This is a genomic window from Limnobacter sp., assembly GCF_036405155.1.
In the GTDB taxonomy this organism is placed as follows: Bacteria; Pseudomonadota; Gammaproteobacteria; order Burkholderiales; family Burkholderiaceae_B; genus Limnobacter.
On sequence record NZ_DASWYD010000003.1, the window covers coordinates 81,318 to 101,625 of the forward strand.

Here is a 20,308-nt window from a genome sequence, read left to right on the forward strand (position 1 = left end):
CTGAAAACAAGGGCTTTTTTCCCCGTGCAGTGATAAACTCGCGCCATGCAAAAATCCATTCCTTCCGTGGTCATTCTGATTTCGGGTCGAGGGTCCAACCTGCAAGCCTTGATCGACCACGCAACAGAGACGTCCGAATACCAAATCCGAGCCGTGATTTCCAACCGCCCCAAAGCCGCAGGGCTTGATTTGGCGCGCGCCGCTGGCATTGAGACCGCGGTGCTGGACCACACCCTGTTTGACAGTCGCGAAGCTTTCGACGCCGAGTTGGCGCAGTTGGTCGACGGTTTTCAGGCCAATTGGGTGGTGCTGGCCGGTTTCATGCGGGTGCTGACGGCCGGTTTTGTGAACCGCTACCTGGGAAGGTTGATCAACATCCATCCGTCCCTGTTGCCCGCGTTTCCGGGTCTTAAAACCCATCAGCAGGCCATTGAGGCCGGTGTACGTTTACACGGCGCCACGGTGCATTTTGTGACGCCCGAGTTGGATCATGGGCCGATTGTGGACCAAGCGGCCGTGCAGGTGTTGCCCGATGACACCGCCGAAACCCTGGCCGCGCGGGTGTTGCAGCTGGAGCACCGGCTGTTTCCCAGGGCTTTGGCCGGGTTGTGCGCGGGTCGACTGAACTGGACGGAAGCCTCGGGCAGCTTGCGGGTAAACGGCGCACTGGATGCCCCGCTGTTGATTGACATTTCGAACAAAGGACATTGAACCATGACGGGTTCCAAGCAAAAAAATACCCCCTTCCGCAAGCCGCAGGCCAACAAGAGCGGTGGTCGCGGTCGCGCGGGTGAGCCGCGTCAAGGGGCTGTGTCCCGTTTTGGGCTGGTGAGCCAAGTGGCCCAGCTGATTGACCTCCTTGACCAGTTCGAGGGGCCGGCCGATGCCACCATTTCCCGCTTTTTCAAAGACCATCCCGAGCTGGGTGGTCGAGACCGTCCGCTGGTGGCCGAAGCCGTGTATTGCTGGTTGCGCTACCGGTTCCGCATCAACCACCTGGCGCAGGCGGCGGAAGGCCCAGCCTTGATGCGTCAGGCCAAGTTGGCGCTGTTGTGGTCCGGTGCCCCCGAGCCGATTTGGTCGGCGGGTCGTCAAAGTGACAACGAGTGGTTAAGCCGTGTTATCAACGTGTCGGCGGACGACTTGGCGTCTGAACCCCGTACCTGCTTGCCCGACTGGCTGACCGCCAAGCTGCTGGAACAATTTGGTCCAAACCGCGTAGAAACTTTTTCACAGGCTGTGTTGCAGGCAGCCCCGTTGGATGTGCGGGTGAATACCTTGAAAATAACCGTGGGTGAGCTTCAGCAAGCCTTGGCTGGCATGGGTGTGAAGAGCGAACCGATTGAAGGCCTGCCCGATGCCTTGCGGGTTGATGGCAAGCCTGCGTTGGGCAAAACCGAGTTGTTTCAGGAGGGTGCTTTTGAGGTTCAGGACGCTGGTAGCCAGTGGGTGAGCCGCTTGGTGGCCCCCCGTCGGAGTGACCTGGTGGTTGATTTTTGCGCCGGTGCGGGTGGTAAAACCCTGGCCATTGCTGCATTGATGAAAAACACGGGTCGTGTGGTTGCGCTGGACACATCCGAACGCCGCCTGCAGAAATTCCGCCCCCGCGCGGCCCGCGCAGGCATGAGCAACTTCTACACCCTGGTGATCAATGACGAGGCCGACCCACGCCTGAACAAGTATTACGGCAAGGCAGACCGGGTGTTGGTGGACGTACCCTGCACGGGCATGGGAACCCTGCGGCGTAACCCGGATCTAAAATTCAGACAGGATTTGCAAAGTCTGGCAGAATTAAATCAGAAACAAATGTCGATCATCGAGCACGCCAGCAAACTGGTGAAGCCCGATGGGCGTTTGATCTACGTCACATGCAGTGTTTTGCAGGATGAAAACGAGCGTGTGGTGGAAGCCTTCCTGGCGGCGCATCCTGAGTTTCGCCTGCGTCGCTGGACGGAAGTGCTCAACCCCAACGAACGCCCTTCAAAGGCCGACACCACGGCAGACATGCTCCGGTTGTGGCCTGAAGATGGCGAATCGGACGGGTTTTTTGCAGCAGTGTTGCAACGGTCCAAAGCGTAATCCGTCTGAAAATTTCCCGAAGAGAAATTCCAAACATCATTCGCTTTATAAAGTACAGTTGTGCACTGAAATTGAATTGCGGCCGCTTCAGAAGCATGCAGAGGACGAAAAGAGCTGCCGTTAACAGAACCACTCTTTTTTGAGATTGTGACCATGATTGCTGATTTTCTGACCTCCGGGATCACCGGGGCTTCATTGACTGAAATGGTGATTTACACACTGATTGCCACCCACATCACGATTGTGGCGGTCACCGTGTATTTGCATCGTGCACAAGCCCACCGCGCCCTGGATGTACACCCGGCATTGGCCCATTTCTTCAGGGCTTGGCTGTGGTTGACCACCGGCATGAGCACCCGTGCCTGGGCCGCCATTCACCGCAAACACCATGCCAAATGTGAAACGCCCGATGACCCTCACAGCCCTCAAACACGGGGTTTGAAGACCGTCTTTTGGCAGGGTGCTGAGCTTTACCGTGCTGAGGCCAACAATGCCGAAACCATTGCCCGTTATGGCCATGGTTGCCCCAACGACTGGTTGGAAAATAATGTGTACGAACGTTTTCCTTGGCAGGGTGTAGGTGTAACGTTGGTGTTGGAATTCATCCTGTTTGGCTTCCCCGGTGTCAGCATTTGGGGCATCCAGATGTTGTGGATCCCCGTGTTGGCTGCGGGTGTGATCAATGGCATTGGCCACTACTGGGGCTACCGCAATTACGATTGTGTGGATGCCAGCCGCAATATTTTCCCCTGGGGCATCCTGATTGGTGGCGAGGAGCTGCACAACAACCACCACACCCATGCCACATCGGCAAAGCTCAGTTCCAAGTGGTATGAGTTCGACATTGGTTGGATGTACATCCGCATCTTCAGCTTTTTGGGTTTGGTCAAGGTTAAAAAAGTGGCCCAGCGGCCGCGCTTTGCGTCCAAAAGCAAGGCCAGCCTGGATTTGGTCACTGTGCAAGCGGTGATTAACCACCGGTATGACGTGATGGCCCGCTACGCCAGTTCCATGCGCAAAGCCTTCCGCGCAGAGGCTGCCCGTTTAAAGCAGCAGGCTAAAAGCGCCCAAGAGCGCAGTGTGCTGGCCAAGGCCAAAAAACTGTTGTCCATCGATGAAGCCAAACTGAGTGATGCACAGCGCATGGAACTGGAGCAGTTGTGTGCCCAGTCGTCCCTCATTCGTGGTTTGGTTGAAATGCGCCGCGAGCTCCGCGTGATTTGGGAGCGGACCAACCTGAGCAAGGAGCAAATGCTGACCCATCTGCAGCAGTGGTGTGAGAAAGCTGAGCAGAGCGGTAACCAGTGGTTGCAGGACATGTCCTTGCGGATTCGCCGGTACGCTGCGTGATTTGAATCGCTGGATTGAATGCTGAAACGCCTCGGTTCGCCGGGGCGTTTTTGTTTGTCGGCTTGGTGTGCGCATTGCGCATGGATAGATTTGTGGCTCCGCGCGGTCACACCCCTTTGCGACGGTCCATTGGTGTTTCCCTCGCTGAGCCGCACGATCGCTGAGGTCGCCCCTCCAAACAGCGAGTCGGGATCGACCTCTGGGCCAACTCTTTGAGCTTGGCCCACCGCGCCTGTTTGTCACGCTCGGGCCAATGGCCCTGACTGTCGCTGCAGGGGAGTTTAACCGCGCAGGCCGCGCCCCTAGCAATGCCGGTGTGCCCGGTGCCGAACAGTCAGTCCCCCGATCGGCTTGACCCGCACAGCATTCGAACACGCGGACCGAGATGTTTGAGCCACGCAGTGGCGAGTTATCGGTCCGGTTCGAAGGCGCGGGGCAACCTTTACTTTCGGGGGGGGCGTTCGGCACGGGTTGCCGGTGTTGCTGGGGGGCAATAAACAGGCACGGGTTGCCGGTGTTGATCAAGGGGCAATAAACAGGCACGGGCTGCCGGTGTTGCTGGGGGGCAATCAAAAGGCACGGGCAACAAAAAACCCGCCGAGCTTTTCACCGAGCGGGTTCTCTGGAGGACTTTGCCGAACTGAATTACTTCAGTTTGGTTTCCTTGTACGAAACATGCTTGCGCACGACTGGGTCGTACTTCATGATTTCGATCTTTTCTGGTTTTGTACGCTTGTTTTTGGTCGTTGTGTAGAAGTGACCTGTACCAGCGGTAGATTCCAGTTTGATTTTTTCGCGACCACCTTTAGCCATGATTCAACTCCTGCCTTAGATTTCGCCGCGTGCGCGAAGGTCGGCCAGAACAGCATCAATACCGTTCTTGTCGATGGTGCGCAGGGCATTGTTGGTCAAACGCAGGCGAACCCAGCGGTTTTCGCTTTCAACCCAGAACTTGCGAGTTTGCAGGTTCGGCAGAAAACGACGTTTTGTTTTGTTGTTGGCGTGGGAAACCTTGTTTCCTACCATCGGGCGCTTACCCGTTACTTGACATACGCGAGCCATGATGACCCCAAATTCAGCAAAGTCCATTAGTATAACAGCAAAGCCCAAGGCCATCAAGCCTCACCTTTGCAACGAAGGCTGGATTATACCCAAAACCCCTCCGAATGCCCAGCGGTATTTCTGCTTTTTACCAATCCATCCGACAGTTGTTTGAACAAGCACGCTGGTGTTGTGCCTCTGTTGGCCCTGCAAGCCCATCAAAACGGGTTTCGCAGTGCCTCCCGGTATGAAAACAGGCAGCTTTTGCCAACAATCAGGTGATCCGTCAGCTCAATGTCCACCAGGCGAAGGGCTGCGAACAGGTCGCGGGTGAGTTTGTCATCGGCAGCGCTGGGGGTGCAGCAGTCGCTGGGGTGGTTGTGGGCCACCATCACGCGGCTGGCTTGGCAATCCAACGCGAATTTCAGCACTTCCCGTGGAAACACAGCGGTTTTGTTCACCGTCCCGGAGAACAGCACCCGGTGCTGAATCACCTTCAATTGGCTGTCCAGCGCAATCACCAAAAACTGCTCCACGCCCGACAAGCCAATGTGCGCCCGCGCGAATTGCTCAAAGCGTTCGGGCGAATTCACCAGCTGTTGAGGGTCATTCAGCTCGCCGCTCAGGCAGCGTCGGGCCATTTCCAGGCAGGCCTGCAACTGGGCATATTTCGCCTCGCCCAAACCCTTTACCTTTAACCAGTCCTTCAAATGGACTCGGTTGAGGTTTTGCAGCCCGCCAAAGGTTTGAATAATCTCGCGGGCCAGGTCCACGGCGCTTTTGCCCGGCAGGCCTGTGCGAAGGAAGATCGCCAGCAATTCAGCATCGGACAAGGTCCCTGCGCCGCGTTGAATCAACCTCTCGCGTGGCCGCTCATGTTGAGGCCATTCTTGAATGCTCATGATGATTTGCCCATGTGCGGGCCCTGTTGGGGAGTTTACGACGTGCCCCGGTACACACCCGGCGGCTTAGGCACTTGGGTGGACAGCTTGGCGGACGAGTTCCCGCAATGTGCATGGAGCGCGCACCCGCAATGGCTTAAAATGTCGGCTGAATCAACATTGAACAGCAGGACCCCCACCATGACCGATGCGGCCGACTCCAAGCCCGTTGTGAACGAGCAGTCTTTTGTCACCTTGCATTACCGCATTCGCCTGGCCGATAGCCAGCAGGTGGTGGTGTCCACCTTTGAAGACAAGCCCGCCACCTTGCAAATGGGGGCCGGTCAGCTGGCTGAGGGTCTTGAGCGCTGCCTGATGGGCATGCAGGCAGGTCAACGGGACACATTCATTTTGCCTGCATCGAACGGCTACGGCGACACCAACCCCGATTTGTACCGGCCTGTCAGCAAGGCCTTGTTGAACAGCTATGCCGAAGAGGGCACCACGTTTGAACCGGGTGACTTCGTGCATTTTCCTGCACCGGACGGCGGCCAGTTTGCAGGCACTGTGGTGGAAGACCGCGAAGACAGCATTCTGTTTGACTTCAACCACCCATTGGCTGGAAAGCGCTTGAGTTTCGAAGTGCAATTGATTGGAGTGTTGTAATGAGCATCGAGATCAGCCTGGCCCAGCCACGCGGTTTTTGCGCGGGTGTTGATCGTGCCATTGAAATCGTGGAGCGGGCGCTGCAGCAGTTTGGGGCGCCCATCTATGTCAAGCATGAAATTGTGCACAACAAAACCGTGGTGGACGACCTGCGCAACAAAGGCGCCATTTTTGTCGATGAATTGGAAGATGTGCCCGTGGGCTCTACAGTGGTCTTTTCAGCCCATGGCGTGTCGCAGGATGTTCGGGCTCAGGCCGAGAGCCTGGGGTTGAAAGTATTTGATGCGACATGCCCGCTGGTGACCAAGGTGCATGTGGAAGTCAGCAAAATGCGTGCGCAGGGCTGCGAAATCATCATGATTGGCCACGAAGGCCACCCGGAAGTGGAAGGCACCATGGGGCAGGTCAAGGATGGCATTTACCTGGTCGAAACCGAGGAGGATGTGGCCCGCCTGCAGGTGCAGTCCAATGACTTGGCTTATGTCACCCAGACCACACTCAGTGTGGACGACGCTTCCAGAGTGATTGCAGCACTGAAGGCCAAATACCCTAACATCCGCGAGCCCAAAAAAGCCGACATTTGTTATGCCACCCAAAACCGGCAAGACGCGGTGAAGTTCATGGCGCGGCAGGTGGACATTGTCTTGGTGGTGGGCAGCCCCAGCAGTTCAAATTCCAACCGCTTGCGCGAAGTGGCCGAGAAGTTGGGTGTGCCTGCCAAGCTGATTGAAAATGCCGATAGCCTGGAGCAGGGTTGGTTTGAAGGCGTGAAGCAGGTTGGCTTGACTGCAGGTGCGTCTGCGCCCGAGCATTTGGTGCAAGCGGTGATCAAGCGGCTGAAAGAATGGGGGGCCGCGTCGGTGCGCAATCTGGATGGCGTGGAGGAAAACATTTCCTTCCCACTGCCCAAAGGTCTGTCAGGGCAGCCATCCGGAATCAAGCATTGATTGTGGTCATCGGTGAGGCCAGCACCTGGTCAACCCGGTGACCGTCCACGTCCATCACTTCAAATGTCCAATCGCCATAGCTGAATTTTTCCGATTTTTTCGGAATGCGGCCCAGCTTGCGACCCAGCACGGCCAACACAAATCCACCCACCGTGTGAAAGTTGCCAAGCTCCTCGATCGGCAATTCCCGCAGACGCAATTTCTCGCACATTTCATCCACGGGCAGCAGGCCGTCCAGCAGCCAAGAGCCATCTTCGCGTTTAACAGCCAATGTTTCGAGGTCTTCATCCAGCACTGGCATCATGTCGCCCACCACGCTGGAAATCACGTCATCAATGGTCACAATGCCTTCGGTCATGCCGAATTCACTCACCACAAATGCAAAGGTGTTTTTCTGCTTGCGGAAGGTGCGCAGCAAATCGACCAAGGTGAGTGAGGCGGGTACAAACAAGGCGGGTTGCACCGGCACCTGACTGAAATCGATTTGCCCCGCGATGGCCGCTTGCAAAATGTCGTGGCTTTCCATCACCCCCACCACCTCTTGCAAATTGCCCTTGCACACCGGCAACACCGAGTGTGGGGCTTCCCGCAGGGTGAGCAGGTTTTGGGTCAGCGGTGCGTCCAGATTGATCCAGGCCACATCGCTCACCGGGGTCATCACGGCCGCCAAGCGGCGGTCTTCCAGGCGAAGCACATTGCCCATCAGGTGGGTTTCTTCAGGGGCCAGTGCGCCGTCCTGCTGGTTTTCGTTCAGGAAGGCGAGAATATCCTCAACGCTGTTCACCGCAGGCGCAGCCTTGAAGGGCACCAGGGCCAGTACCAAGTCAGCACCCTTGGACAGCAGGGCGATGGCGGGGCGCATCAGCGCGATGAAGGCGGACATGATGGGCGCGCAAAAAACGGCCACACCCTCCGGGTTGGCAATGGCCAGCCGCTTGGGCACAATTTCGCCCAGCACAATGGACACCGCTGTCACCAGGGCAATGGTGAGCACAAATGACACCGTGCCGGCATATTCAGCCAACGCTGGCCAGTGGGTTTGAATGGCGCCTTCAAAGACGGTGGACAACGCCGACTCGCCGTACACGCCCATCAACAAGGCTGCGGCAGTAATGCCTGTTTGCGTGGCAGCCAGCAGGCGGTTGGGGTGGTCAATGATGTGCAGGGCCAGTTGGGCTTTGGGGTTGCCTTGCTCGGCCATACTGCTCAATTTGCTGCGGCGGCTGGAGGCCAAAGCCATTTCTGACAGGGCGAAAAAGCCGGAAACCAGCACCAAAGCAATCAGGATCCACAGGGCGTGCATGGGGCGCTCGTTGGTGTTGAAACAGACGCTAGTGTAGCAAACAGGGTTTTGCGGGCAGTTTTAACAGTGAGGCGATGGGCGCGATGGTCAGGCCGTTGGCACGGGCATGGTCTTGAAAAGGCAGGTGAAGTACAATACCGGGTTACCTGATTTGAATTGCTGTGCTGCCATGGCCACTACCTTGAACGAAGATTCCATTCCGCAAATCGATACCCAAAGCGGCCAGTTTGTTGTGGCTGCCTTGTACAAGTTTGTGAGCCTGCCCGACTTTGAGCAGATCAAGCCCGTGTTGGAGCAGGTGTGCCATGCCAACCAGATTGTGGGCACTTTGTTGCTGGCGGCTGAAGGCATCAATGGCACAGTGAGTGGCCCGCGCGAAGGCATTGTGGCCCTCATGAAGCACTTGTGGTCAGACCCTCGCTTTGCCGACCTGGCCCCCAAGTATTCGCTGTCGCCCGAGCAGGCCTTCATTCGCATGAAGGTGAAGTTGAAGAAAGAAATTGTGACCATGGGCAAGGAGGGCATCGACCCCAACCGGCTGGTGGGTCGCTACGTGCCGCCCAAGGAATGGAATGCACTCATTTCCGATCCCGATACCTTGGTGATCGACACACGCAACGATTACGAATATGCCATTGGTACGTTTGAACATGCCGTCGACCCCAAAACCACCACCTTCCGCCAATTTCCTGAATGGGTGGAAAACAACCTGAAAAGCTTACCCGCTGAAAAACGCCCCAAGAAAATTGCCATGTTTTGCACGGGTGGCATTCGCTGCGAAAAGGCCACTGCCTTCATGCTGGAGCAGGGTTTTGACGAGGTGTACCACCTGCAGGGTGGCATTTTGAAATACCTGGAAGAAGTGCCCGAAGAAGAAAGCCTGTGGAAGGGCGAATGCTTTGTGTTTGACCAACGGGTGTCGGTGACGCATGGTTTGCAAGTGGGCCACTATGACTTGTGCCATGCCTGTCGCATGCCGATTACCGATGAAGAAAAACAGAGCGACAAGTACATTCAAGGCGTGGGCTGCCCACACTGTTATGACTCCCTGACAGAAGACCAAAAGCAGCGCTTTGGCGAGCGGCAAAAGCAGATTCGCTTGGCGCAAGCCCGCAACGAGCGCCACATTGGCCGCAAAATGCCCCCGCGCGAAACCACCGAAGCGTAACCCGCCTGCGCTGTGGTGACTGACCCAACTGTTCAACATCAATTGGGGCTGCCGGTGCTGTACACCTTCCGGCGCTGTCCCTATGCCATGCGTGCGCGACTGGCCTTGCTGGCCAGTGGTTGCGCGGTGGAGGTGCGGGAAATTGTGTTGCGCGACAAACCAGCCCACCTGCGCGATATTTCACCCAAGGCCACAGTGCCCGTGTTGTGGCTGACCAATGGCACCGTGATCGACCAAAGCCTGGATGTGATGCGTTGGGCTGTTGGCCAGCATTGGCCTGCTGGCTGGTTGCAAACCAACCTGGTGCAAACTGCGCAGGGTGACGCCTGGTTGGCATTGCTCGATGGGCCGTTCAAACAGGCCCTGGACCGTTACAAATACCCCAACCGTTACGACCACTGCGACCCACTGCCGCACCGACAGGTGTGCGTGGATATTCTCAAAACCTGGGATGCGCACTTGGCCGGGGAGGGCAGTGCCTGGTTGTTTGGTGACCAACCCGGTTTTTACGACTGTGCGATATTGCCGTTTGTGCGCCAATTCCGAATTGCCGACGAAGCCTGGTTCGATGCCCAAACCGAATTCCCGGTTTTGCAACAGTGGCTGCAGCGGTTTTTAACGGCTGATTGGTTTGAGGCGGCCATGCCCAAGCTGGCGCCGTGGAAGGCTGGCGACGCCCCTTTGCGCTTCCCGGCGTGACCTGATAACTTCAGCACTTCAATGCTTGGCGAGTGACCCGTAAGGGTTAGAGAAGGCCCTCTACGATTTTCCACGGAAGTTTCTATACACTCCGAAGTTACGCGTTAGTAACATGGGCGATCCGGGCTATTCTGATGGCCTAAAAACCCAATCCAATCAAACAACAAGGACGAGACTCATGGCCGACAAGATTCTTGAATACCTCCATTCTTCCACTGGCAAACAGATCGCCGCAGCATTGGGTCTGCCCGTTCCTCCCCAATTGAAGCGTGCCAAAGCGGGTTATGCCGAGCAGCCCTTGGCGGGCGTGAATGCACTGGTGGGCGCATCGGCCTACGGTGCAGCATCCACTGCCGTGGTGAAAGGCTTGAGCGCCATGGGTGCCAACCTGAAAGTGTCGTCCGACCTGGCCGGTTTGGATGGCATCAAACAGGCCGCCACCAAAGCCAAGGTGGAAGTGGGTATTAGCCAAGCCGACGCCGGTGTGGCCGAAAGCGTGTACGTGCTGGACATGACCGCCGCAGCCAACGTGGCCGACCTGCGTTTGCTGTATGACTTTTTCAACCCCCGCCTGCGCAAGCTGCCCAGCAATTCGCGCATTGTGGTGATTGGTCGCCCCAAGGGCGATGCCAAAGACGCTGTGGCCGACACAGCCCAGGCATCCTTGCCCGGTTTTGTGCGCAGCTTGGCCAAGGAAAACGGCAAGAACGGCACCACGGCCAACCTGTTGCAAGTGAAAAGCGGTGCTGAGTCTGGCATTGAAGGCGCACTGCGTTTCTTCCTGACCCCCCATTCCGCTTATGTAACAGGCCAGGTGTTGCCCGTGGTGGGTGGCCCCAAGGGCGTGAAAGCTGTGATTTCCGAGAAGCCACTGACCGGCAAGCTGGCTGTGGTCACCGGTGCTGCGCGCGGCATTGGGGCTGCCATTGCCGAAGTGCTGGCCCGTGAAGGCGCCACAGTGATTGGCGTTGACCGCCCCGCCGATGAAAGCACCTTGGGTGCAACCATGAGTGCCATTGGTGGCATTGTGTGCCCCCTGGACATTACCGAAGCCGACGCTGGTTTGAAGCTGGCTGCCGTGGCTGCTGAGCGCGGCGGCAAGATCGACATCATTGTGCACAACGCCGGTATTACCCGCGACAAAATGCTGCGCAACATGGCTGCCCACCTGTGGGACATGGTGCTGGACGTGAACCTGGGTGCGATTGTTCGTTGCAACGAACAACTGCTGGCTGGTGAAGCGTTTGGTGAAGGCGCGCGCATTGTGTGCATTTCCTCGATTGGCGGCATTGCCGGCAATGTGGGCCAAACCAACTACGCTGCCACCAAGAGCGCCGTGATTGGTTATGTGGACGCTTTGGCCAAGGAACTGAGTGGCAAGGGCATTGCAGTGAACGCCATTGCCCCAGGCTTCATCGAAACCCAAATGACAGCAGCCATTCCCGTGGTGACCCGCGAAGTGGCCCGCCGTCTGTCTTCCCTGTCCCAGGGTGGTTTGCCAGTGGACATTGCTGAAGCCGTGACCTTCATGGCCAGCCCGCTGGCATCCGGCGTGAATGGCGCCACACTGCGCGTTTGCGGCCAGAACTTGGTCGGCGCTTAATTGAACTGATTTGTCTAAAGTCAGGCTCACGCAGTGAGCCTGATCAACACACAGAATATCTAGGAGAACACTATGAAACACGGTCGTCGCGTTGCAATCCTTGGCGGTTCACGCATTCCTTTTGCCCGTTCCAACACGGCTTACATTGGCAAGTCCAACCAGGACATGCTGACCGCTGCCTTCCGTGGCGTGGTGGACAAGTTCCAACTGCACGGCGAAGAGCTGGGTGATGTGGTGGCCGGTGCGGTGGTCAAGCACAGCCGCGATTTCTCCCTGTGTCGCGAATCGGTACTGGGTTCTGGCTTGAGCCCCATGACCCCTGCATTTGACATTCAACAGGCTTGCGGCACCGGTCTGGAAGCCGCCATTTTGGTGGCCAACAAAATTGCACTGGGCCAAATCGAAGTGGGCATGGCCGGTGGTGTAGACACCACCACCGACGCCCCCATCGCTGTGAGCGAAGGCCTGCGCAAAATTCTGCTGGAAGCCAACCGCGCCCGCGACACCAAAGGCAAACTGGCTGCATTGCTGAAGATTCGCCCCAAGCACCTGGCACCCCTGCCACCCGCCAACTCCGAGCCCCGCACCAAAATGAGCATGGGCCAGCACTGCGAAGTGATGGCTCAAACCTGGAACATTGGTCGTGAAGAGCAGGACGAGCTGGCTGTGAGCAGCCACCTGAAAGCCGCCAAGGCCTACGAAGAAGGTTTCTTTGACGACCTGATCGTACCCTTCAACGGTTTGACCAAAGACAACAACCTGCGTGCCGATTCTTCCGTGGAAAAGCTGTCTGGCCTGAAGCCTGCGTTTGACCGCAAGAGCGGCAAAGGCACCATGACCGCCGGTAACTCCACACCGCTGACCGATGGCGCATCCGCCGTGTTGCTGGCATCGGAAGACTGGGCCAAGGCTCGTGGCTTGCAGCCCCTGGCTTACCTCACCTTCTGCGAAACCATTGGTGTGGACTTTGTGTCTGGCAAGGAAGGCCTGTTGATGGCCCCCGCCTACGCCGTGCCCCGCATGTTGAAAAAAGCCGGTGTGAGCCTGCAGGACTTCGATTTCTATGAAATCCATGAAGCCTTTGCTGCACAGGTGCTGTGTACCCTGAAAGCCTGGGAAGACCCCAAGTTCTGCCAGGAAAAGCTGGGTCTGGACAAGCCATTGGGTTCAATTGACCGCAGCAAGTTGAACGTCAAAGGCGGTTCGCTGGCTGTTGGCCACCCATTTGCTGCAACCGGTGGTCGCATTATTGCCACCCTGGCCAAGCTGCTGAACGAGAAGGGCAGCGGTCGCGGTCTGATCTCCGTGTGCGCCGCTGGTGGTATCGGTGTAACCGCCATTCTCGAGAAGTAATCCATGAGCGCCGCCGACCGTTTGAAGTCCTCGACCAAGTTCTTTGAACTCGGCGAGATGCCCAATGGCAAGGTGATGCTGCTGAAGGCCGCCACCACCTCGACGAAAAAACCCAAGACCGACACCCAGGCCGTGCGTCTGGGTGCCCGAGTCAAGAAGGTGTACATCGATCGGGAGTGGGTGCGTGCCTACAACGCGGTGTGTGGTTTTCAGGAAGATTTTATTTCCCTGACTGCACCTCAGGTGCTGGCTTCACCACTGCACATGTACCTCATGAGCCGTGCCGAGCACCCGTTCCCCATGTTGGGCATGGTGCATTTGCACAATTCGGTGGAACTGATTCAGCCCCTGGAATTTGGTGTGCCCTACGACGTGGTGGTCACCATTGGCGATACCCGCGCCATTCCACAAGGTCTGGAATTTGATGTGCACACCGAGTTCTTCAAGGGTGACGATGTGCATTGGCGCGGCACCATGAGTGTGTTGTGCCGGGTGAAGGGCATGCCCAAACCCGCTGGCAAACCAGCGGCCGCCGAGTCGCTGGACCCTGCCCAGGCTCAGTATGTGAGCCTGAAGGTGCCGGAAGACCAGGGGCGCAAATACGCCAAGGTGTCCAATGACTACAACCCGATTCACCTGTATGCGCAAACCGCCAAAATGTTTGGTTTCAAGCAGGCGATTGCACACGGCATGTGGAGTGCAGCCAAAACCCTGAGCATTCTGGAAGCCAGTTTGGGCGCGCCGGCCAGGCAGTACAGCTTGAGTTTCAAGCAGCCGGTGTTTTTGCCATCCAAGGCCAGTTTGAAGAGCGTGACCAGCAACGGCGTGGCTCGCTATGAACTGTTGGCTGAGCGCGATTCCAAAGTATTGATGGTGGGTACCATTTCGGCCTGAACACACACAGGCTTTTAACAAAAAACCACCGCTCACAAGGCGGTGGTTTTTTTTATTCAGTCGGCCAGGCCGGGTACCAGCATTTTTTCAATCAGCACCTGCATGTCGCGGATGGGAATTTCCGGATGTTGAATCCACCAGCGTGCACCGGCTTCCACGGCGCCCACCATCACGCTGGCCATGGCCATGGCTTGAATGCCCACGGCGCTGTTGGCGGGGTCGCCCGCTTTGCGCGCACCCTTCATTTCTTCAATGGTGCGGGCCGCTGCCTCAATAAAACTGTTGCGAAAGAAGGTCACCTTTTCACCAACAGGCCCCACACTGGTCAGGGCCTCGTTGTACAGCACAGACCAGCCCTCCCGGTGGCGTTCAACAAAGGTGAGGAAGCTCAACATGATGAACTTCAAGCGCTCGGTGGCGTTGGGGTTGGCCATGAGCAGGCTGAGGCCTGACATCAAATGGTTGCCCACTTGCGTGATGGTGGCCAGGTAGAGCGCATCTTTGGAACCGAAGTAGCGGTACAGAAGGGGTTTGGTCACGCCGGCTCCCTCTGCAATCTCTTCCATGCTGGTGGAGTGGAAGCCGTGTTTGGAAAACACCGCGCCGGCCACTTCCAGGATTTGTTCCATCCGCTGCTCTTTGGGCACTTTGCGGGTACCCAGGCGCTTGGCCGACACACCCGCGGCACTGCTGGATGCCGTCTTTTTCGGGTCGGTGGATTTCTTCACAAATTACTCGTGAGTTACATTGTTGCTGGCAGTGTAACAAGCTTCCAGCACAATTGTAAAAAATGTGCCCCGCAAGTGCGGGGCAGGGGGATGGCGCAGCTTACAGGTTCGGTTTATTTGTAACCGGCCTTGTCCATGATGCGTTGCGACAAGGCCGTGTTGGCAGCCAGTGTTTTGGCGGGTGTCACATCGGCCTTGAATGGGCCCAGGGATTCAAGCCCGGGGTTGTCCAGCTTCACACCTTTGGCCACTGGCCACTCGTTGTTGCCATTGGCAAAGTATTTTTGGGCAGAGTCGCTGGCCAGGTATTCCAGAAACTTCACCGCGTTGGCCTTGTTGGGCGCATTGGCCGCCACGGCACCGCCAGACACGTTCATGTGCGCACCCGTGGTTTTTTGGTTCGGCCAAATAAAGCCGACTTTGGCGACCACGTCCTTGTCTTCCGGTTTGTCGGAATTCAACAGGCGCACCCAGTAGTAGGTGTTGGTGAGGGCCACGCCACATTCACCACTGGCCACCGCCCGAATTTGGTCGGTGTCGCCGCCCTTGGGGCTGCGGGCCATGTTGGCCACCATGCCGGTGGCCCAGTCGGTGGCTGCTTTTTCACCCTGGTTGGCCACAATGCTGCTCAGCAGGCTGAGCATGTAAGGGTGTGCGCCACTGCGGGTGCACACTTTGCCCTTCATCGCGGGTTTGGCCAGGTCGTCGTAGGTTTGGACGGTGGCGGGGTCGATGTTGGCCTTGTTGTACACAATGGCGCGGCTGCGGGCCGAGAAGGCATACCAAAGGCCATCTTTGCCGGTGTACTGGGCGGGAATGCGGTCAGCCAATATTTTGGATTTCACGGGTTGGAACAAGCCCTGGTCTTGTGCTGTGGACAAGCGCGCAGCATCCACCAGCAACACCACATCGGCCGGGCTGCGGGGCCCTTCATTGCGCAGGCGCTCCAGCAGGGCTTCATCGCCCAGGTCCAGGCGCTTGATGGTGATGCCAGTCTGCTTGGTGAAGTCGCTGTAGAGCGCTTCATCGGTGGCGTAATGGCGGGCGGAGTACAGGTTCAATACCTTGTCTTCGGCGTGCGCAGTGGCGCTCAACAAGCCCAGGGCACTCAGGGCCATCAATCGTTTCAGTGACATGTTCATGGACACTCTCATGATTCAGGTTAAACAGTGGAAAAGAGGTCGCTTCACGCCGGACGTTTGTATCTCGGTAATCGAGATGCAAACAAGAAGCATTCCTATTTACTAGAATACACGAAATATCGCGTCAGAGTGCCGTAAGGGCCACTTTCTACAGTGGGACGACAAACAAAGGGTGCAACCCTGACACCACACACGGAGACATGGCTGTGAGCTCAATCAAGAAGTATCAGTCCTCGGGCGCCTATCAAAACCTGTACGAGGAATCCATCCGCAACCCCAAAGGCTTTTGGGCCCGTCAAGCCGAATTGATCGACTGGCACAAGCCGTTTGACAAAGTGCTGGACGATTCCCGGCCCCCCTTTGCTGCGTGGTATGTGGGCGGTGAAACCAACCTGTGCTACAACGCGGTGGACCGCCACTTGGCCACACGTGCCGACCAAGCGGCGCTGATTTATGTGTCCACCGAGGTGGAGCAGGAGCGCACCTACACCTTCCGTGAGTTGCATCGGGAAGTGCAGGTGGCTGCCGCCATGTTGCAAAAGCTGGGGGTGAAGAAAGGCGATCGGGTATTGATTTACATGCCCATGATTCCGCAAGCCGCGTTTGCCATGCTGGCCTGCGCGCGCATTGGTGCCATTCACTCGGTGGTGTTTGGGGGGTTCGCCTCCCACAGCCTGGCCTCGCGCATTGACGATGCGAAGCCCACGGTGATTGTGTCGGCCGATGCCGGCAGCCGGGCTGGCAAAGTGGTGGCCTACAAACCCTTGCTGGACGAGGCCATTGAACGCGCAGCGCACAAACCCGCCAAAGTGTTGATGGTGAACCGTGGGCTGTCAGCCTTTCAGACTGTAGCGGGTCGCGATGAAGACTACGCCACATTGCATGCTCAGTTGAAAGATGCTGAGGTGCCGGTGACCTGGCTGAAGTCCACAGACATCAGTTACATCCTCTACACCAGCGGCACCACCGGCAAACCCAAAGGTGTACAGCGCGATGTCGGTGGTTATGCAGTGGCCTTGGCCGCGTCCATGAAGCACGTGTTTTTGGGTGAAGCGGGCAAAAACTTTTTTGCCACCAGTGACATTGGTTGGGTGGTGGGCCACAGTTACATTGTGTACGGCCCACTGATTGCCGGCATGGGGACGGTGTTTTACGAAGGTGTGCCGATTCGGCCCGATGCAGGTATTTGGTGGAAGATCGTGCAGGACCATCAAGTGTCGGTCATGTTCTCGGCACCCACGGCGGTTCGGGTGTTGAAAAAACAGGACCAAAGCCTGCTGCGCAAGTACAACTTAAGCAGCCTGAAGGCCTTGTTTCTGGCGGGCGAGCCGCTGGATGAGACCACCGCGCAGTGGATTTCGGATGCCCTGCAAAAACCCATCATCGACAACTATTGGCAAACTGAAACCGGCTGGCCGATTTTGTGTGTGCAGCGGGGCATTGAAGACATGGACCCCAAATTTGGCAGCCCAGGTGTGCCGGTGTTTGGCTTCAATGTGAATGTGCTGGATGAGGGCACCGCGCAGCCCTGCAAGGTGAATGAAAAAGGTGTGGTGGCCATTGAGGGCCCCTTGCCACCGGGGTGCATGCAAACGGTGTGGGGCGACGACGAGCGTTTCGTCAAAACCTACTGGTCCAGCTTCAAAGCCCGGCAGGTGTATTCCACCTTCGACTGGGGCATTCGGGATGAAGATGGTTACTTCTTCATTTTGGGCCGCACCGACGATGTGATCAACGTGGCTGGCCACCGCTTGGGCACCCGTGAAATTGAGGAAAGCATTTCATCCCACCCTGCCGTGGCGGAAGTGGCCGTGGTGGGCGTGGCCGATCAGCTCAAAGGTCAGGTGGCGATGGCTTTCGCGATTCTGAAAACCTCGGATGTCATGGAAAGCCCTGAGAAGGCAAAAGCCCTGGAAGCGGATATTATGAAAGTGGTGGATTCGCAATTGGGCGCTGTGGCACGACCGGCCCGAGTGCACTTCGTGAATGTGTTGCCCAAAACCCGCTCGGGCAAATTGCTGCGGCGGTCCATTCAGGCGATTTGCGAAGGGCGGGACCCAGGCGACATGACCACCATTGAAGACCCGGCTGCGCTGGAACAAATCAAGTCTGCCGTGGTCCATTGAAGACGATTAGTTTGGGGTGATGTGGTTCTTTCCGGGCCGCATCAATTGAAAGGCCTCTGCAATTTGCTTGCAGAGGCCTTTTTTTGGCCGAGCTGGATGGGTTCAGCCCGGCGCATTTTATGCCACGGAGAATTTACGCGACAGAGACCGGAATTTTCCCGATCTTGGCTTGCCACTCTTTGGGGCCCGTGTTGTGCACGGAAGTACCGGTGCTGTCCACAGCCACCGTCACGGGCATGTCCTTGATCTCGAATTCATAGATGGCCTCCATGCCGAGGTCTTCAAAGCCCACCACCTTGGCTTGGGTAATGGCCTTGGACACCAGGTAAGCTGCGCCGCCCACGGCCATCAGGTACGCCGACTTGTTGTCGCGAATGGCTTCAATGGCCACCGGGCCACGCTCGGCCTTGCCCACCATGGCGATCAGGCCGGTTTTTTCCAGCATCATGCGGGTGAACTTGTCCATGCGGGTGGCGGTGGTGGGGCCGGCTGGTCCAACGGCTTCGTCGCGAACAGGGTCAACGGGGCCTACGTAGTAAATCACACGGTTGGTGAAGTCCACGGGCAGTTTTTCGCCCTTGGCCAGCATGTCGGCAATGCGCTTGTGGGCTGCATCGCGGCCAGTCAGCATTTTGCCGTTCAGCAAGAGGGTTTGGCCCGGTTTCCAGCTGGCCACTTCCTCGGGGGTAAGGGTGTCCAGGTTCACGCGCCTGCTTTTCTCGGTGTCGGCCTTCCAGCTCACTTGGGGCCAGTCGGAAATGTTGGGGGCTTGCAGCTTGGCGGGGCCGTCGCCGTGCAGGTGGAAGTGCACATGGCGGGTGGCGGCACAGTTGGGGATCATGGCCACGGGCAGGCTGGCCGCATGGGTTGGGTAGTCCATGATCTTCACGTCGAGCACGGTGGTCAGGCCGCCCAGGCCTTGTGCGCCAATGCCCAGTGCATTCACCTTGTCGTACAGTTCAAGGCGCAGTTCTTCAATGCGGTTTTGGGGGCCACGCGCCAGCAGTTCGTGAATGTCGCAAGGGGCCATCAGGCTTTCCTTGGCCATCAACATGGCCTTTTCAGGTGTGCCGCCAATGCCAATGCCCAAAATGCCAGGCGGGCACCAGCCCGCGCCCATGGTGGGTACAGTTTTCAGAACCCAGTCCACAATCGAGTCAGACGGGTTGAGCATGACCATCTTGGATTTGTTCTCGGAACCACCGCCTTTGGCTGCGCAAATCACTTCCACGTCGTCGCCCGGCACAATTTCATAGTGAATCACGGCGGGGGTGTTGTCTTTGGAGTTTTTGCGGGCCCCGGCGGGGTCGAGCAGCACCGAGGCACGCAGCTTGTTGTCCGGGTGCAAGTAAGCGCGTCGCACGCCCTCATTGACCATGTCGGCCACGCTCAGGGTGCTGTCCCACTTCACATTCATGCCCACTTTCAGGAACACCACGGCAATGCCCGTGTCCTGGCAAATGGGGCGCTTGCCTTCGGCACACATGCGGCTGTTGGTCAGGATTTGCGCAATCGCATCTTTGGCAGCCGGGCTTTCTTCACGCTCATAGGCCTTGCCCAGCGCCTGGATGTAGTCCAGTGGGTGGTAGTAGGAGATGTACTGGAACGCGTCGGCGATGGAGGCGATGAAATCCTCTTGCTTGATGGTGCTCATGAGTGGGACTCCGGCGAAGAATGGGGTTGGGAAATCAGTTTGTCACAGTACGCAATGGCAATGGCGGACAGCAGGAAAATCACATGAATGCTGCCTTGCGCCACCAGGGTTTTCACATCGTACTGCTGGGCATTGATGAAGGTTTTCAGCAGGTGAATGGACGAAATGCCGATGATGGCCATCGCCAGTTTCACCTTCAGCACCGAGGCATTCACATGGTCCAGCCACTCAGGTTGGTCAGGGTGCCCCTCCAGGTGCATGCGGCTCACGAAGGTTTCATAGCCGCCGATGGTGACCATGATCAGCAGGTTGGAAATCATGACCACATCAATCAGGGCCAGCACAATCAGCATGATGCCGGTCTCGTCCAGCGTGTGGGTGGCTGCACCACCCACCAGGTGCCACAGCTCGATCAGGAAGTGGTACACGTACACAATTTGCGCCACGATGAGGCCCAGGTACAAGGGCAATTGCAGCCAGCGGCTGGCAAACATGAGGCGGGCTAGGGCAGGGGGTCGGTGGTGTCTCTGTTCCATTTTGTAGCAAGTGTGCAGTGCAGCAATATGTGGATGAAGTAGTGCCACATGATAGCAGACCGCGCTGTGCTGAATTGGCTTTCTATCAAGCACTTGGCGGTGTGGAACACGTTTTGCTGTACAGCGGCGGTGTGTAAG

Annotated in this window: 19 protein-coding genes; 11 read left to right on the forward strand and 8 right to left on the reverse strand. The window is 57.4% G+C overall.

Annotated elements, in window-relative coordinates; genetic code table 11:
* Positions 1-57 precede the first annotated feature (57 nt).
* From purN to VGE55_RS02865, 3 genes are all read left to right on the forward strand, one after another.
* The gene (gene purN / locus VGE55_RS02855) at positions 58-711 is read left to right on the forward strand and encodes a phosphoribosylglycinamide formyltransferase (RefSeq protein WP_331130408.1); all 654 of its coding nucleotides are present in this window, start codon (positions 58-60) and stop codon (positions 709-711) included.
* Positions 712-714: 3 nt separating this feature from the next.
* Complete coding sequence (locus VGE55_RS02860) at positions 715-2,079, forward strand: RsmB/NOP family class I SAM-dependent RNA methyltransferase (RefSeq protein WP_331130212.1); 1,365 nt, start codon at positions 715-717, stop codon at positions 2,077-2,079.
* 153 nt (positions 2,080-2,232) lie between these two features.
* A complete protein-coding gene (locus tag VGE55_RS02865) occupies positions 2,233-3,429 on the forward strand; it encodes a DesA family fatty acid desaturase (protein WP_331130213.1) in 1,197 nt (398 codons plus the stop codon).
* Between the two features lie 645 nt (positions 3,430-4,074).
* On the opposite strand, the gene rpmG is transcribed toward VGE55_RS02865, so the two are convergent.
* From rpmG to radC, 3 genes are all read right to left on the reverse strand, one after another.
* Positions 4,075-4,242, reverse strand: coding sequence for a 50S ribosomal protein L33 (gene rpmG / locus VGE55_RS02870; protein WP_256764298.1), 168 nt, complete (start codon positions 4,240-4,242; stop codon positions 4,075-4,077).
* 15 nt (positions 4,243-4,257) lie between these two features.
* Positions 4,258-4,491: a 50S ribosomal protein L28 gene (gene rpmB / locus VGE55_RS02875; RefSeq protein WP_256764441.1), complete on the reverse strand. Its 234-nt coding sequence runs from the start codon at positions 4,489-4,491 to the stop codon at positions 4,258-4,260.
* A gap of 197 nt (positions 4,492-4,688) precedes the next feature.
* Positions 4,689-5,372 carry a RadC family protein gene (gene radC, locus VGE55_RS02880; RefSeq protein WP_331130214.1) on the reverse strand — a complete coding sequence of 228 codons (684 nt, stop codon included), beginning with the start codon at positions 5,370-5,372 and terminating at the stop codon, positions 4,689-4,691.
* Between the two features lie 180 nt (positions 5,373-5,552).
* Here radC and VGE55_RS02885 point away from each other — a divergent pair, with 180 nt between their 5' ends.
* Both VGE55_RS02885 and ispH read left to right on the forward strand, forming a co-directional pair.
* The gene (locus VGE55_RS02885) at positions 5,553-6,017 is read left to right on the forward strand and encodes an FKBP-type peptidyl-prolyl cis-trans isomerase (protein ID WP_331130409.1); all 465 of its coding nucleotides are present in this window, start codon (positions 5,553-5,555) and stop codon (positions 6,015-6,017) included.
* Positions 6,017-6,964 (forward strand): 4-hydroxy-3-methylbut-2-enyl diphosphate reductase, encoded by a 948-nt coding sequence (ispH, locus tag VGE55_RS02890; RefSeq protein ID WP_331130215.1) that lies wholly within the window; start codon positions 6,017-6,019, stop codon positions 6,962-6,964. The genes VGE55_RS02885 and ispH overlap by 1 nt, the downstream gene beginning before the upstream one ends.
* Here ispH and VGE55_RS02895 read toward each other — a convergent pair.
* Positions 6,954-8,267 carry a hemolysin family protein gene (locus tag VGE55_RS02895; RefSeq protein WP_331130216.1) on the reverse strand — a complete coding sequence of 438 codons (1,314 nt, stop codon included), beginning with the start codon at positions 8,265-8,267 and terminating at the stop codon, positions 6,954-6,956. The two genes, ispH and VGE55_RS02895, sit on opposite strands and share 11 nt — an antisense overlap.
* Before the next feature lie 169 nt (positions 8,268-8,436).
* Here VGE55_RS02895 and VGE55_RS02900 point away from each other — a divergent pair, with 169 nt between their 5' ends.
* The 5 genes from VGE55_RS02900 to VGE55_RS02920 all read left to right on the forward strand — a co-directional run bounded on the left by VGE55_RS02900 (position 8,437) and on the right by VGE55_RS02920 (position 13,984).
* Entirely contained in the window at positions 8,437-9,435 is a 999-nt protein-coding gene (locus VGE55_RS02900; protein WP_331130217.1) for a rhodanese-related sulfurtransferase, read from the forward strand.
* Positions 9,436-9,450: 15 nt separating this feature from the next.
* Positions 9,451-10,134 carry a glutathione S-transferase gene (locus VGE55_RS02905; RefSeq protein ID WP_331130218.1) on the forward strand — a complete coding sequence of 228 codons (684 nt, stop codon included), beginning with the start codon at positions 9,451-9,453 and terminating at the stop codon, positions 10,132-10,134.
* A gap of 178 nt (positions 10,135-10,312) precedes the next feature.
* Positions 10,313-11,737 carry a 3-oxoacyl-ACP reductase gene (locus VGE55_RS02910; protein WP_331130219.1) on the forward strand — a complete coding sequence of 475 codons (1,425 nt, stop codon included), beginning with the start codon at positions 10,313-10,315 and terminating at the stop codon, positions 11,735-11,737.
* Between the two features lie 72 nt (positions 11,738-11,809).
* Complete coding sequence (locus VGE55_RS02915; protein WP_331130220.1) at positions 11,810-13,090, forward strand: acetyl-CoA C-acetyltransferase; 1,281 nt, start codon at positions 11,810-11,812, stop codon at positions 13,088-13,090.
* Between the two features lie 3 nt (positions 13,091-13,093).
* The gene (locus tag VGE55_RS02920) at positions 13,094-13,984 is read left to right on the forward strand and encodes a MaoC family dehydratase (protein ID WP_331130221.1); all 891 of its coding nucleotides are present in this window, start codon (positions 13,094-13,096) and stop codon (positions 13,982-13,984) included.
* A gap of 56 nt (positions 13,985-14,040) precedes the next feature.
* Here the strand turns inward: VGE55_RS02920 and VGE55_RS02925 are convergent, their stop codons facing one another.
* Both VGE55_RS02925 and VGE55_RS02930 read right to left on the reverse strand, forming a co-directional pair.
* Positions 14,041-14,712 (reverse strand): TetR/AcrR family transcriptional regulator, encoded by a 672-nt coding sequence (locus tag VGE55_RS02925; protein WP_331130222.1) that lies wholly within the window; start codon positions 14,710-14,712, stop codon positions 14,041-14,043.
* A 113-nt stretch (positions 14,713-14,825) separates the two neighbouring features.
* On the reverse strand, positions 14,826-15,854 hold the full coding sequence (locus VGE55_RS02930; protein ID WP_331130223.1) for an extracellular solute-binding protein: 1,029 nt from the start codon (positions 15,852-15,854) through the stop codon (positions 14,826-14,828).
* 200 nt (positions 15,855-16,054) lie between these two features.
* Here VGE55_RS02930 and VGE55_RS02935 point away from each other — a divergent pair, with 200 nt between their 5' ends.
* Positions 16,055-17,980 carry a propionate--CoA ligase gene (locus VGE55_RS02935; protein ID WP_331130224.1) on the forward strand — a complete coding sequence of 642 codons (1,926 nt, stop codon included), beginning with the start codon at positions 16,055-16,057 and terminating at the stop codon, positions 17,978-17,980.
* 133 nt (positions 17,981-18,113) lie between these two features.
* Here the strand turns inward: VGE55_RS02935 and VGE55_RS02940 are convergent, their stop codons facing one another.
* Together VGE55_RS02940 and VGE55_RS02945 are read right to left on the reverse strand one after the other, a co-directional pair.
* A complete protein-coding gene (locus tag VGE55_RS02940; protein ID WP_331130225.1) occupies positions 18,114-19,634 on the reverse strand; it encodes a fumarate hydratase in 1,521 nt (506 codons plus the stop codon).
* A complete protein-coding gene (locus VGE55_RS02945; RefSeq protein WP_414674947.1) occupies positions 19,631-20,128 on the reverse strand; it encodes a TIGR00645 family protein in 498 nt (165 codons plus the stop codon). The genes VGE55_RS02940 and VGE55_RS02945 overlap by 4 nt, the downstream gene beginning before the upstream one ends.
* Between the last annotated feature and the right edge of the window lie 180 nt (positions 20,129-20,308).

Bases quoted from the DNA above. Each gene is read 5' to 3' on its own strand.
- VGE55_RS02860 (WP_331130212.1), top strand. From the start codon at position 715: ATGACGGGTTCCAAGCAAAAAAATACCCCCTTCCGCAAGCCGCAGGCC.
- VGE55_RS02865 (WP_331130213.1), top strand. From the start codon at position 2,233: ATGATTGCTGATTTTCTGACCTCCGGGATCACCGGGGCTTCATTGACT.
- rpmG (WP_256764298.1), bottom strand. From the start codon at position 4,242: ATGGCTAAAGGTGGTCGCGAAAAAATCAAACTGGAATCTACCGCTGGT.
- rpmB (WP_256764441.1), bottom strand. From the start codon at position 4,491: ATGGCTCGCGTATGTCAAGTAACGGGTAAGCGCCCGATGGTAGGAAAC.
- radC (WP_331130214.1), bottom strand. From the start codon at position 5,372: ATGAGCATTCAAGAATGGCCTCAACATGAGCGGCCACGCGAGAGGTTG.
- VGE55_RS02885 (WP_331130409.1), top strand. From the start codon at position 5,553: ATGACCGATGCGGCCGACTCCAAGCCCGTTGTGAACGAGCAGTCTTTT.
- ispH (WP_331130215.1), top strand. From the start codon at position 6,017: ATGAGCATCGAGATCAGCCTGGCCCAGCCACGCGGTTTTTGCGCGGGT.
- VGE55_RS02895 (WP_331130216.1), bottom strand. From the start codon at position 8,267: ATGCACGCCCTGTGGATCCTGATTGCTTTGGTGCTGGTTTCCGGCTTT.
- VGE55_RS02900 (WP_331130217.1), top strand. From the start codon at position 8,437: ATGGCCACTACCTTGAACGAAGATTCCATTCCGCAAATCGATACCCAA.
- VGE55_RS02910 (WP_331130219.1), top strand. From the start codon at position 10,313: ATGGCCGACAAGATTCTTGAATACCTCCATTCTTCCACTGGCAAACAG.
- VGE55_RS02915 (WP_331130220.1), top strand. From the start codon at position 11,810: ATGAAACACGGTCGTCGCGTTGCAATCCTTGGCGGTTCACGCATTCCT.
- VGE55_RS02920 (WP_331130221.1), top strand. From the start codon at position 13,094: ATGAGCGCCGCCGACCGTTTGAAGTCCTCGACCAAGTTCTTTGAACTC.
- VGE55_RS02930 (WP_331130223.1), bottom strand. From the start codon at position 15,854: ATGAACATGTCACTGAAACGATTGATGGCCCTGAGTGCCCTGGGCTTG.
- VGE55_RS02935 (WP_331130224.1), top strand. From the start codon at position 16,055: ATGGCTGTGAGCTCAATCAAGAAGTATCAGTCCTCGGGCGCCTATCAA.
- VGE55_RS02940 (WP_331130225.1), bottom strand. From the start codon at position 19,634: ATGAGCACCATCAAGCAAGAGGATTTCATCGCCTCCATCGCCGACGCG.
- VGE55_RS02945 (WP_414674947.1), bottom strand. From the start codon at position 20,128: ATGTTTGCCAGCCGCTGGCTGCAATTGCCCTTGTACCTGGGCCTCATC.